Below are 12,529 nucleotides of genomic sequence, written 5' to 3' on the forward strand. Positions count from 1 at the left end.
GTGCGCAAGCCCAGCCCGATCGGAGACCGCATGTCCCAGGATGCCCGCCCCACCGACCCCGACCTTCGCCCCCCATCGCAGGCCCTTGCCGGGCGCGACCGCATGGGCGACCGCTATGCGCGGGAACTAGAGCGGCACCTGGACTGGCTGGACAGCTTCACCTCGACCGCGCTCGGGGTGCTGTCGGCGGCGTCGGGCATCTATACCTATCTGGGGGTGCGCACGCTGCTGGACAGTCCCGGCCTGTGGACCACCTTCGCGGCGCTGGCCTATTCGATCGCCGTGTCGGTCGGCATCTTCGTCTTCTGGTCCTACATGCTGCGGCTGCTGCCGGCGGTGCGCTCGGCCGCGTCGCGCGTAGGGCTGCTGCTGACCATGGCGCTCGGCTCGGTGGCGATCGTGGCGATGTCGTCCTGGCTGAACGCCGCGGCGCTGGCCGGCACCGCCGCGGTCGAGACGCACATGGCGGCGACCGTCCAGAGCTATCAGACCTCGCTGGAGCGGGCGCATGCCAATGCGGTCGCGGGGCAGTCGCTGGTGCGCGACGTGACGCGCGTCCGGCAGAGCTTCGGCGACCTGTCCGAACAGGAGGCGGACGGCACGCTGTCGGGCTTCTCCGGACGCGGGGCGGTGTTCCGGGTGCTGACCCAGAAGGGGTCCGAGCTGCAGGCGCTGGAGGATCAGCTGCTGGCGGTCGAGACCTCGATCGAGGACACCTTCGCCCAAGGCAACGTCATCCTGTCGCGCATGCGCGGCACCTCGGTCGAGCCGGGCCCGCTGGAGGACCGCACCGTGCGTTTCTCCGAGGACGCGGTGCAGCTGGCGGGCCTGATCACCCAGCTGCGCCAGCTGAACCCCGCGCCACTGGTCGCACGCGCCGCGCTGGACCTGTCCGAGGCCGTCGTGCTGCCGGAACTGGACGGCTCGACCGAGGCCACGCGGGCGGGACAGTCCAGCACCATCACCTCGGTCCTGGGTCTGGTCGAGCAGCGCGCCCAGACCCTGGCGCAGGCCGCGACCGAGGTCATGGCCCTGCCCGATGCGGATGACGCGCTCTATACGCCGATGTCGGCGGCGGATGCGGTCATCGCCTATGCGGGGAACTTCGTTCCGGCCTGGGCCGGGGCCATCGCCATCGACCTTCTGCCCGCGGTCCTGGTCTTCGTCATCATGGTCGTGCAGGCCGCGATCCGGTCGGGCCGGGGCGAGGGGCACAGCGACGACCGCATGACCGTCGGAGAGCTGCGCGCCGCGCTGGCCGCATCCGAACTGCTGCGCCAGCACGAGGCGCTGCATGCGGAGCCTGCCCCCCGTCCCGCAACCCCCGAGGTCTGAGCGATGGGCCTGCTCTCCTCGCCGCAGCGCGCGATCCGGGCCGTGCTGCTGTCGCAGGTCGTGATGGCTGCGGCCATCGTGGGGCTGGATCTGTGGCAGGCGCCGGGCCGTGCCGCCCCCGGCCTCTATGCGCCCCCCGCCCAAGGGCCGAGCGTGCGCCCCTATCGCCCCGATCTGCGCCCGGCCGACCCCGCCCAGCCCGGCGCCCCGGCGATGCGCACCATGCCCGAGGCGCTGGACTTCGCCGAGGCCGATGGCGCGATCACCCTGGTGGGCCAGATCGCGCCCGGCGACGCGGACCGTTTCGCGGCCTGGCTGGACCGGACGCGGCCCACGGCGAGCGTGGTGGCGCTGGACAGTTCCGGCGGATCGGTGTCGGACGCGCTCGCCATCGGGCGCACGATCCGGGCGGCGGGCATGGCCACGCGGGTCGCGGACGGGGCGGTCTGCCTGTCGGCCTGTCCCTACATCCTGGCGGGCGGCACCGAGCGGCAGGTCGCGCCGGGTGGCGTGGTGGGCGTGCATCAGCACTACTTCGGCCAGAGCACGATCCTGCCCGCCTTCATGGCGGTCAGCGACCTGCAGCGCGCCCAGGCCGGGGTGATGGATTATCTGGTGCAGATGGGGGTCGATCTGCGGCTGATGCCCCTGGCGCTGCGCACGCCGCCGGCCGAAATCAACATCCTCGACGCCGAACAGATGGCCGATCTGGGGCTGACCACGCCGACGGATGGCTGATCGGCCCGGCCGCTGAGGCCGGACCGACAAGGGCGCTCAATGCGCGGGCAGGCGGTCCGGCATGGACAGGCGGTCCATCAGCGTGGCCGAGGCCGCGTTCATGCCCGTCACGCGTGCGTCGGTGCCCGTGCGGCGGAACCTGGCCACGGCCATGTCCAGCGCCTGCACCGCGGTGATGTCCCACAGATGCGCGTCCGAGACGTCGATGGTCGCCGTCTCCAGCGGTTCGGCAAAGTCGAAGGCCGCCATCAGCGCCTCGGTGGAGGCATAGAACATCTGCCCCTGCACGCGATAGGTGCGGTGCCGCCCGTCATCCGACAGGGTCGAGGTCACGCGGAACAGCTGCGCGATCTTGGCCGCGAAGAAGACGCCCGACAGCAGCACGCCCACGCCGACGCCGATGGCCAGGTTGTGCGTCCAGACGACCGTCGCCACCGTCGCCAGCATCACGACCGAGGAGGTGCGCGGATGGTGCCGCAGATCGCCGAGCGACGACCAGCTGAACGTGCCGACAGACACCATGATCATGATCGCGACCAGCGCGGGCATGGGGATGCGGCTGACCAGGTCGCCGAAGACGACCACCAGGATCAGCAGCGCCACCCCCGCGGTGAAGGACGAGAGCCGCCCCCGACCGCCGGATTTGACGTTGATCATCGACTGCCCGATCATCGCGCAGCCCGCCATGCCGCCGATGAAGCCCGTCGCGGTGTTGGCCAGCCCCTGGCCGATGCATTCCTGCGTCCGGCTGGAGCGGGTGTCGGTCTGTTCGTCGACCAGATTCTGGGTCATCAGGCTCTCCAGCAGGCCCACGACCGCGACCGCCAGCGAATAGGGCAGGATGATCAGCAGCGTCTCCAACTTCAGCGGGATGTCGGGCAGCAGGAAGACCGGCAGCGTGTCGGGCAGGGCGCCCATGTCGCCCACCGTCCGCACGTCCCAGCCATAGGCCATGGCCAGCCCGGTCAGCACCACGATCGCCACGAGAGGCGAGGGCACCGCCCGCGTGACGCGCGGGAACAGGTAGATGATCGCCAGCGCCGCCGCGACCAGCACATAGGTGAAGGCGCCCACGCCCGGCGTCGCGGGGTTCAGCTCGGGCAGCTGCGCCATGAAGATCAGGATCGCCAGCGCGTTGACAAAGCCGGTCATCACCGATTTCGACACGAAGCGCATGAAGCGTCCCAGCCTCAGCAGGCCGAAGCCGATCTGGATCAGCCCGGCCAGCACCGTGGCCGCCAGCAGGTGGTCCAGCCCGTGCTCGCGCACCAGCGTGACCATCAGCACCGCCGTCGCCGCCGTCGCGGCCGAGATCATGCCGGGCCTGCCGCCCGCGATGGCGGTGATGACCGCGATTGAGAAGCTGGCGTAAAGCCCCACCTTGGGGTCCACCCCCGCGATCAGCGAAAACGCGATCGCCTCGGGGATCAGGGCCAGGGCCACGACAAGGCCCGACAGCAGGTCGGGCCGGACATTGCCCAGCCATTCGTTCTTGTAGGTCGTCATTGAAAACATGCGTCATCCGTTCCCGACCGGGCCGTGCTGGCCTGCGGTCCGACAGTCATCTGTCACGGTTCGAATTGTCCGGCGGATCGGCGGCCGGAAGAGCCACCCGGAATTTCACCGGGTCCATGCGGATGCGACGCTCATACCCGCAGCCGCCGCGGGGATGCAACCCCGCAGCGGCAAAAGATCGGGACCTCAGCGGCGGGTGCGCAGCAGGCCCATGATCTCCTTGGTGCGCTCGAGGATCGGCGTGGCGATGGCGTCGGCCCGCTCCGCGCCCTGGGCCAGGATGGCGTCGATCTGGGCCGGGTCGGCCATGTAGTCCGACATGCGCCGCGTGATCGGCGACAGCGCCTCGACCGCGACCTCCGCCAGGGCGGGCTTGAACGCGCCGAAGCCCTGACCCTCGAACCGCGCCAGGACCTGATCCGGCGTCTGGTCGGCAAGGGCTGCGAAGATGTTGACCAGGTTGCGCGCCTCAAGGCGGTCCTTCAGGCCGTCCATCTGACCGGGCAGGGGGTCGGCATCGGTGCGGGCCTTGCGGATCTTGGTGGCGATGGTGTCGGCATCGTCGGTCAGGTTGATGCGGCTGGCATCCGACGGGTCGGATTTGGACATCTTCTTCGATCCGTCGCGCAGCGACATGACCTTGGTGGCCACCCCCTCGATCAGCGGCTCGGTGATGGGGAAGTGGTTCACGCCGTAATCGTGGTTGAACTTGGCCGCGATGTCGCGGGTCAGCTCCAGATGCTGCTTCTGATCCTCGCCCACCGGCACGGCGGTGGCCTGATAGGTCAGGATGTCGGCCGCCATCAGCGCCGGATAGGCCAGCAGGCCCAGGCTGACATTCTCGGTGTTCTTGCCGGCCTTGTCCTTGAACTGGGTCATCCGGTACATCCAGCCGACGCGCGCGACCGTGTTGAACAGCCAGGCCATCTCGGCATGGGCGCTGACCTGGCTCTGGTTGAACAGCACGGACTGCGCCGGATCGACGCCTGCCGCCATGAAGGCGGCCGCCGCCTCGCGGATGCGGGCGCGCAGCTGTTCGGGCTCCTGCCAGACGGTGATCGCGTGCAGGTCGACGATGCAGTAGACCGTCTCGGCCGCGCCCCCCTGCAGGGCCGCGAACCGCTTGAGCGCGCCCAGATAGTTGCCCAGGGTCAGCCCGCCCGAAGGCTGGATCCCCGAGAAGATGCGCGGACGGAAGGGGGTGTCGATCGGGTCGGACATGACGGGCCTGCCTTGGAATCTGCTGGCCCGTGGCTTAGCGGTTGGTCCTGTGCTTCGCAACCCAAGGAACGCCCATGCGCACCGGCCTGCCCGAATCGCCCCTGAACCCCCTGCCGCCGGTCATCTGGCTGCTGGCCCTGCCGGTCGTCGCGCTGGAGGCCGTCTTCGCGCTTGGCGCCATGGGCATGATCGGCGGGGCCGAAGGGGTGGGGCTGCGCCTGTCCGCGATCCGCCTTGCGGCCTTTCCGCCCGAACTGCTGCAGCGCGCCTGGACCTATGGCGCGGTGGACCTGGACCAGGCCTATCGGCTTTTGTCCTTCGTCTTCGTCCATGCCAGCCTGACGCATGCGCTGTTCGTGGTGGTCTTCACGTTGGCGCTCGGCAACATGGTGGCGCAGAACTTCCGCCCCTGGGCGGTGCTGGCGCTGTTCTTCGGGTCGGCCATCGGCGGCGCGGCCGTCTATGCGGCCGTCGTTCAGGCGACGGGCGCGCGGTCCGCGCCGCTGATCGGCGGCTATCCGGCCGTCTATGGGCTGGTGGGCGCCTTCACCTTCCTGATCTGGACGCGGCTGGCGGCGCAGAACGCCAACCGTCTGCGCGCCTTCACACTGATCGGCATGCTGCTGGCGTTCCAGCTGGTCTTCGGGCTGGTCTTCGGCGGCGCGGGCCTGGGCTGGATCGCCGAGATCGCGGGCTTTGGCTGGGGCTTCGCGCTGTCCTTCCTGCTGGTGGACGGAGGGCTGGCGCGCGCCCTGGCGCAGCTGCGCCAGCGCTAGCCGCGCCGGACCGCCGCGCGCAGTTCGGACGGGCGATAGCCCGCGACTGCGATGGCCAGCGCGAAATAGATCGCGGCCCCCCCGAAGACCAGGATCGCCAGCCCCGCGCCGCGCCCGATGCCCGCCGTCTCCAGCCAGCCGCGCATCGCCCAGAGCGCCCCCGCCATCAGCGCCGACGACAGGAGGATGCGCGGAAAGGCGCGGCGCAGGCGCGCATCGGCGCGCGCTGCCTGACCCATGGCGCGGGTCCCCCACCACAGCTGCGCGACCATGATCCAGGCCGCGATGCTGGTGGCCAGGGCCGCCGCCAGAAAGCCGAACAGCGGCATCAGCCCGAAGGCCGCCACCGCGTTCACCACCATCGAGATGACGGCAAAGCGGAACGGGGTCCTGGTATCCTCGCGCGCGAAATACAGCGGCTGCAGGATCTTCTGCAGCACGAAGGCCGGCAGGCCCAGGGCATAGACGACCAGCGCCGCCGCCGTCTGCTGCGTGTCGAAGGCGGTGAAGGCGCCGCGTTCGAACAGCGTCGCCACCATCGGCTCGGCGATGACGGCGATGGCGAAGGCGGCGGGCAGGGTCAGGAACAGCCCGAACTCGGTCGCGCGCGAAAAGGCGGTCTGCCCGCCCGCGTGATCCTCGGCGCGGATGCGCCGTGCCAGCTCGGGCAGCAGCACCACGGCCACCGCCGCGCCCACCACGCCCAGGGGCAGCTGATAGAGGCGGTCCGAATAGGACAGCCAGGCGATCGCGCCGTCGAACTGCGATCCGACCTGACGCCCGACCAGCAGGTTGATCTGCACCACGCCCCCCGCGAAGGCCGCAGGCAGCGCCACCGCGATCAGGCGGCGCATGTCGGGGGTCAGGCGCGGGCGGTGCGGCCAGAAGGTGTATCCGGTGCGCCGCGCGTCCCACCAGACCAGCGCCAGCTGGGCCACGCCCGTGACCGGCGTGGCCCAGGCCAGCGTCAGCCCTAGGTCCCAGCCCTGCCAGCGGCCCAGATACATGGCGACGATGAACAGCAGGTTCAGCAGCACGGGCGCGGCGGCGGCGGCTGTGAAACGCCCGTTCGCGTTCAGCACGCCCGAGATCATCGAGGCCATTGAGATCATCAGGATATAGGGGAAGGTGATGCGCCCGTATTCGACCGCCAGATCGAAGCGTTCGTCGCCCACAAAGCCCGAGGCCATCAGCCAGACCAGCCCGGGCATGAAGATCATCGCCACTGCCGACAGCGCCAGCACCGTCAGGAACAGCCCCGAGAAGGCCTCGCGCGCAAAGCGCCGCGCGTCCTCCGGGTCCTCCAGCTTCTTCGAGAACATCGGGATGAAGGCGGTGTTGAACGCCCCTTCCGCGAAGAAGCGGCGGAACATGTTGGGCAGGGACAGCGCGATGAGGAAGGCCTCGGCCACTGCGCCCGTGCCCAGCCAGGCCGCCATCAGGATGTCGCGCACGAAGCCCGACGCACGCGAGATCAATGTCCAAAGACCCACGGAGAGGAACCCCCGCACCAGCCCTGTCTTTTTCATGCCTGTTCGGCCTCGGCCCTTTTCACGCCATCGGCGATCGCCGTGCGCAGTTTCTTTTCCAGCCCGTCGCGTTTCGCGGCGCTGTGCAGCTTCAGCCCGAACATGTCCTTGACATAGAAGCTGTCCACCACCTGCGCCCCATAGGTCGCAATGACGGCGCTGACAATCTGGATGTGGTTCGCGGCCAGCGTCCGCGTCAGGTCGTAGAGCAGGCCCGGACGGTCGCGGGTGTCGACCTCGATGATGGTATAGATGTCGCTGCCTTCGTTGTCGAAGGTGATGTGGGTGGGGAACCTGAACTCGCGGTTGCGCTTCTTGGGCTTGTCGCGGCTGGCGAAGGCTTCGCGCGCGACGATCTCTCCGGCCAGGGTGCGCAGGATGGTCTGGCGCAGCCTGGGCAGGCGGTCCTCGGCGAAGGGGTGACCCTCGCTGTCCTGCACCCAGAAGACCGCCGTCGCATAGCCGTCGCGCGTCGTGTAGGTGCGCGCATCGACCACGTTCGCTCCGGTCAGCGTCAGCGCGCCCGCCAGCCGCGAGAAGATGCCCGGATGGTCCGACAGCACGAAGGCCGCGCGGGTCGCGTCGCGGTCCGGATCGGCACGCAGATCGATGCGGATCTCGTCGGGGCCGATGCCGGACAGCAGCTCGGCGAAGGCCGCCTGCGTCGCCGTCTGCAGCCCCGGCCAATAGGCGTCGTAATGCCGGCCCAGCTCGGCCCGGACCTTCCGGGCGTCCCAGCCCTTGGCGATCAGCATGTGCCGCAGCGAGCGCTTGGCCTCGGTCTGGCGGCGGTCGCGGTTCAGCTCCTCCAGCCCGTTGTCCAGGGCGGCGGCGGTCTCCTGGTGCAGCTGGCGCAGCAGCGCGGCCTTCCAGTTGTTCCAGGTGCCCGGACCCACGCCGCGGATGTCGCAGACGGTCAGGACCAGCAGCAGGTCTAGCCGCTTCCTGGTCTTCACCGCCTTGGCGAAGTCGCGCAGCGTGCGCGGATCGGCGATGTCGCGCTTCTGCGCCACGTCCGACATCAGCAGGTGGTGGCGCACCAGCCATTCGACCGTGTCGATGTCGTCCTGGGCAAAGCCGAAGCGCGTGGCGATGCGGCGCACGATCCGCGCGCCCAGGATCGAATGGTCCTCGGGGCGGCCCTTGCCGATGTCGTGCAGCAGCGTCGCCAGATACAGCACCCGGCGGTTCACGCCCGCCTGGATGATCTCCGACGACAGCGGCAGGTCCTCGGGATGCTCGCCGCGCTCGATCTCGGCCAGGGCGGCGACGCATTGGATGGAGTGCTCGTCCACGGTGTAGTGGTGATACAGGTTGAACTGCATCATCGCCACGACCGGCTCGAATTCCGGGATGAAGGCGGCCAGCACGCCCAGCTCGTTCATGCGCCGCAGCGCGCGTTCTGGGTTCCCGTGCCGCAGCAGCAGGTCCATGAAAATGCGGATCGCCTCGGGGTCGGACTGCACCTTGTCGTCGATCAGATGCAGGTTCGCGGCCACCAGGCGCAGCGCCTCGGGGTGGATCAGGATGCCGGCGCGCAGGGCCTCCTCGAACAGGCGCAGGATGTTCAGCGGATCGGCCAGGAACTGCGCCTCGTCGGCATAGGACAGGCGGCCCTGCTGATCGGTGAAGCCGGGCCGCATCTTGCGCCGCCGCCGGAACAGCCGCCCCAGGAAGGGGGCCGCGCGCACGTGGCGGGTCTCCAGCTCGGTCAGAAAGACGCGGGTCAGCTCGCCCACGCGGGTGGCGTGGCGGAAGTAGTCCTGCATGAAATACTCGACCGCGCGGCGCGCGGTGGTGTCGGCATAGCCCATGCGCCGCGCCACCTCAACCTGCATGTCGAAGGACAGCACGTCCGAGGGCCGCCCCGCGATCAGGTGCAGGTGGCTGCGCACCGCCCAGAGGAAATCCTCGGCCTGCCAGAAGGCCAGATGCTCGTCGCGGGTGAAGACGCCCAGATCGACCAGCTCGACCGCGCGGTCCACGCGGTGGATGTACTTCGCGATCCAGTAGAGGGTTTGCAGGTCGCGCAGGCCCCCCTTGCCCTCCTTGACGTTGGGTTCCAGGACATAGCGCTGGCCGCCCTGGCGGGCATGGCGGGCGGCGCGCTCCTCCAGCTTGGCCTCGATGAATTCGGGAACGGTCCGCTCGAACAGCTCGGACCACAGCCGGTCGCGCAGCTCCTGCGCCAGGGGCGCGTGGCCGGTGACCAGCCGATGCTCGACCAGCGAGGTGCGGATGGTGATGTCGGCCGCGCCGAGGCGCAGGCAGTCGTCCACGCTGCGGATCGAATGGCCGATCTTCAGCTTCAGGTCCCACAGCATGTAGAGCATCGATTCGACGACGCTCTCGGCCCAGCCCGTGATCTTCCAGGGCGTCAGGAACAGCAGGTCCACATCGGATGCGGGCGCCATCTCGGCCCGGCCGTAACCGCCCACGGCCAGCACCGCCAGTCGCTGCGTCTCGGAGGCCGATTGCTGGGGATGCAGGCGGGTCGTGGCGACGTGATGCACGCCGGTGACCAGCGCGTCGGTCAGCATGGCGATGGCACGCACCGTCTCGCGCGCGGCGCGGGGGTGGCGGGCGAACCCGGCCTCGATCGCGGCCATCCCCTCGGCCCGCGCCAGGGCCAGCGTGGCGACCGTGCGCGCGCGGATCTCGCGCGCGTCCGTGACCGACGCCAGCGCGTGGTCCAGTTCGGCGATCAGCCGGTCCGTGTCGGCCATGGCCGTCAGGGGGGCGGCGGCAAGGGATGGCTGCGTCATCGGCTCAGGCCGCCGCCACGACGCTTACGAGCCCAGCCCGCGCGAATTGCGCGGCGCGGGGTCCAGCACGACCAGCTGGCCGCCCCGGATCGTCGCCACGGCCAGGCCGCGCTGGACCGTGCCGTCGGGCTGCAGCCGGAAGACCCCGCCCACGCCCGCAAAGCCCGAGCGCTGCGTCAGCCCGGTCGAGGTCAGCGCATTGCGCTGGCCGTTGCGCACCAGCGAGGCGATGGCCGCGACCCCGTCATAGGCCAGCGAACCCAGCAGATGGGGCGCCTCGCCATAGGCCTGGGCATAGCGGGCCTCGAACTGGCGCTGCAGCGTCTGGTCGGGGATCGCGAACCAGCCTTCGGCCAGCTGCGGCATGCCGAGGCGGTCGGCCGGCTGGTCCCACCGGGTCAGGCCCACCATCTGCGTGCCGGGCGAGCGCACGCCCGCCGCGGCCAGGCTTTCGGTCAGATAGGGCAGCACGGCCTGGTTGTTGGCGGTCATGAACACCGCATCGACCTGGCCGGTGCGCGCGGCCTCCGCGATGCGCGGGACCACCCCGTCGATGCCGCTGATCGAGACCGGATGATCGACCCGGCCCGCCAGACGCGCACCGTTGAGCGCCACCGCGGCTTCGATCGCGCGGCCGCCCAGCTGGCCCGCGACGTCGTTCTCGGCTACGACCAGGACGTTGCGCTTGCCCTGCGACAGGCCGTATCCGACCAGCCGGTCGGCGATGTTCTCGAAGCTGTTGCCCAGCACGAAGACGTTGCCGCCCGCGACCTGGGTGTTGTTGGAGAAGGTCAGCACGTTGATGTTGCGCGCCTTCATCGCGTTGCCGACGGCATTCGCGCCTTCCGCGAAGAGCGGCCCCAGGATGATCTGCGCACCCGCATCGGCGGCCGCGTTGGCCTGGGCCACGGCGCTCTCGGTCGAGGCGCCGCTGTCATAGACGCGCAGGTCGATGGTCGCGCCCTGCGCGTCGGCGGCGGCCATGCGGGCCGCGTTCTTCAGGCTGCGCGCCAGCCATTCCAGGTCCTGCGACCCGGTCCCGCCCGGCGCCAGCAGCGCCACGCGCACCGGCTCGGACGGGTCGATCAGGGGTCCGGTCTCCGGGCCGCGGGCCTGGGTCGTGCCGCCGGTGGGTTCGCAGGCGGCCAGGAACAGCGCCGAGGCCACCGTCGCGGCTTTCATGAGGACATGGCGCAGGCCCGATGCCGGGCGGCTTGTGACGAAGGCTGACATGTGAAACTTCCCTGCAATATGCTATGACGGGCGCGGATGGCGGCAGCCTATGTCCTGTCCGTTCGAATGGCAATCAGCCCCGGCCCGCCCGACCCGGCCGCCGGCCGCAACCGGAGACAGGATGCCCGACCCCCAGACCCCGCCCCGCAGCGACCCTCTTGACCCGCCCCGCCGCCTGAGCGCCCATGTCGAGGCGACGGTCCTGACGCCGGGCCTCTATCTGGTCGCGACCCCCATCGGGGCGGCGCGCGACATCACGCTGCGCGCGCTGGATGTGCTCAATAGCGCCGACATGCTGGCCGCCGAGGACACCCGCGTGCTGCGCCACCTGATGGACATCCACGGCATCCCGCTGCGCGGCCGACGCATCCTGGCCTATCACGACCACAACGGCGACCGCGCGCGGCCCGCGCTTCTGGCGGCGCTGGCGCGGCAGGAGAGCGTGGCCTACTGCTCGGATGCGGGCACGCCGCTGGTGGCCGATCCGGGCTATCGCCTGGCGCTGGATGCGGCGCAGGCGGGGGCGCGGGTCCATGCGCTGCCGGGGCCGTCATCGGCGCTGGCGGCGCTGTCGGTGGCGGGCTTGCCAAGCGACCGATTCCTGTTCCTGGGCTTTCCGCCATCCACCCAGGCCGCGCGGCTGACCTGGCTGCGCCGCTGGCTGGCGGTGGACAGCACGCTGATCCTGTTCGAAAGCCCGCGCCGCGTTAACCGGACCTTGGCGGATCTGTGCGAGATTGACCCGAATCGGACCGTCGTAGTCGCGCGCGAGCTGACCAAGAAGTTCGAGGAGGTCATCCGCGGAACGGCCGCCGCCCTGGCTGCCGATCCGCGCATGGCCGAGCTGAAGGGAGAGGTCGTGATGGTGCTGGACCGGCCCGCCGAGGCCGTCATGGACGAGGACCGCCTGCGCGCCGTGCTGGCCGGGCATCTGGGCCGCATGTCGGTCAAGGATGCCGCGCGCGAGGCGGCGACGCAGCTGGGCCTGCCGCGCCGCGACGTCTATCAGCTGGCGCTGAGCATGGCGCAGGGCGACGATGCCTGACCCCCTGCGCGCCCGTCGCGGCCGGACCGCCGATCTGGCCGGGCGCCTGGCCGAGGAGGGGGTGCTGCGCCACTACCGGGCGCGCGGCGCGACGCTTCTGGAGGCGCGCTGGCGGGGCCGGGGCGGAGAGATCGACCTGATCCTGCGCGACGGCGCGGACCTGGTCTTCGTCGAGGTCAAGGCGGCGCGCGATCACGACATGGCCGTGCAGGCCCTGGGTCCCGCTCAAATGCGGCGGATCATGCTGTCGGCGCTGGATTATTGCGAGGCGCGGGCCCTGGGCGAGGTGCCGATGCGCTTCGACGTGGCGCTGGTCGATGCGACGGGGCGGGTCGCGCTGATGCCCGACGCCTTCGGGGCGGGCTGACGGCC

At 70.3% G+C, this 12,529-nt stretch carries 10 protein-coding genes and 1 other annotated feature; of the genes, 5 read left to right on the top strand and 5 right to left on the bottom strand.

The window, feature by feature from the left end; translation table 11 throughout:
- Positions 1 to 1,335 (top strand): hypothetical protein, encoded by a 1,335-nt coding sequence (locus tag AC2SGK_RS04530; protein WP_488322398.1) that lies wholly within the window; start codon positions 1 to 3, stop codon positions 1,333 to 1,335.
- A 3-nt stretch (positions 1,336 to 1,338) separates the two neighbouring features.
- The gene (locus AC2SGK_RS04535; protein ID WP_488322399.1) at positions 1,339 to 2,073 is read left to right on the top strand and encodes a COG3904 family protein; all 735 of its coding nucleotides are present in this window, start codon (positions 1,339 to 1,341) and stop codon (positions 2,071 to 2,073) included.
- A 36-nt stretch (positions 2,074 to 2,109) separates the two neighbouring features.
- Here AC2SGK_RS04535 and AC2SGK_RS04540 read toward each other — a convergent pair whose 3' ends face one another.
- A complete protein-coding gene (locus AC2SGK_RS04540) occupies positions 2,110 to 3,588 on the bottom strand; it encodes a SulP family inorganic anion transporter (RefSeq protein WP_488322400.1) in 1,479 nt (492 codons plus the stop codon).
- Between the two features lie 63 nt (positions 3,589 to 3,651).
- Positions 3,652 to 3,707: a sequence feature (sul1 is cis-regulatory element that is thought to sense ions involved in sulfur or methionine metabolism; They are found in Alphaproteobacteria), on the bottom strand.
- Positions 3,708 to 3,774: 67 nt separating this feature from the next.
- On the bottom strand, positions 3,775 to 4,809 hold the full coding sequence (gene trpS, locus AC2SGK_RS04545) for a tryptophan--tRNA ligase (protein ID WP_488322401.1): 1,035 nt from the start codon (positions 4,807 to 4,809) through the stop codon (positions 3,775 to 3,777).
- A 74-nt stretch (positions 4,810 to 4,883) separates the two neighbouring features.
- On the opposite strand from trpS, the gene AC2SGK_RS04550 reads away from it, so the two are divergent.
- On the top strand, positions 4,884 to 5,585 hold the full coding sequence (locus AC2SGK_RS04550; RefSeq protein ID WP_488322402.1) for a rhomboid family intramembrane serine protease: 702 nt from the start codon (positions 4,884 to 4,886) through the stop codon (positions 5,583 to 5,585).
- Here the strand turns inward: AC2SGK_RS04550 and murJ are convergent.
- Genes murJ through AC2SGK_RS04565 form a run of 3 tightly spaced genes read right to left on the bottom strand, consistent with a single transcriptional unit; the run spans position 5,582 to position 11,112 of the window.
- Positions 5,582 to 7,114 carry a murein biosynthesis integral membrane protein MurJ gene (gene murJ / locus AC2SGK_RS04555; protein ID WP_488322403.1) on the bottom strand — a complete coding sequence of 511 codons (1,533 nt, stop codon included), beginning with the start codon at positions 7,112 to 7,114 and terminating at the stop codon, positions 5,582 to 5,584. The two genes, AC2SGK_RS04550 and murJ, sit on opposite strands and share 4 nt — an antisense overlap.
- On the bottom strand, positions 7,111 to 9,879 hold the full coding sequence (locus tag AC2SGK_RS04560) for a [protein-PII] uridylyltransferase (RefSeq protein ID WP_488322404.1): 2,769 nt from the start codon (positions 9,877 to 9,879) through the stop codon (positions 7,111 to 7,113). Before AC2SGK_RS04560 ends, murJ begins: the two co-directional genes overlap by 4 nt.
- Before the next feature lie 24 nt (positions 9,880 to 9,903).
- Positions 9,904 to 11,112: a penicillin-binding protein activator gene (locus AC2SGK_RS04565; RefSeq protein ID WP_488322405.1), complete on the bottom strand. Its 1,209-nt coding sequence runs from the start codon at positions 11,110 to 11,112 to the stop codon at positions 9,904 to 9,906.
- Between the two features lie 121 nt (positions 11,113 to 11,233).
- Here AC2SGK_RS04565 and rsmI point away from each other — a divergent pair, with 121 nt between their 5' ends.
- Complete coding sequence (gene rsmI, locus AC2SGK_RS04570; RefSeq protein WP_488322406.1) at positions 11,234 to 12,157, top strand: 16S rRNA (cytidine(1402)-2'-O)-methyltransferase; 924 nt, start codon at positions 11,234 to 11,236, stop codon at positions 12,155 to 12,157.
- Positions 12,150 to 12,524: a YraN family protein gene (locus AC2SGK_RS04575; protein WP_488322407.1), complete on the top strand. Its 375-nt coding sequence runs from the start codon at positions 12,150 to 12,152 to the stop codon at positions 12,522 to 12,524. The genes rsmI and AC2SGK_RS04575 overlap by 8 nt, the downstream gene beginning before the upstream one ends.
- The last annotated feature ends 5 nt before the right edge of the window (positions 12,525 to 12,529 follow it).

The organism is Paracoccus sp. NIOT.M2S5SZ12 (assembly GCF_057748165.1).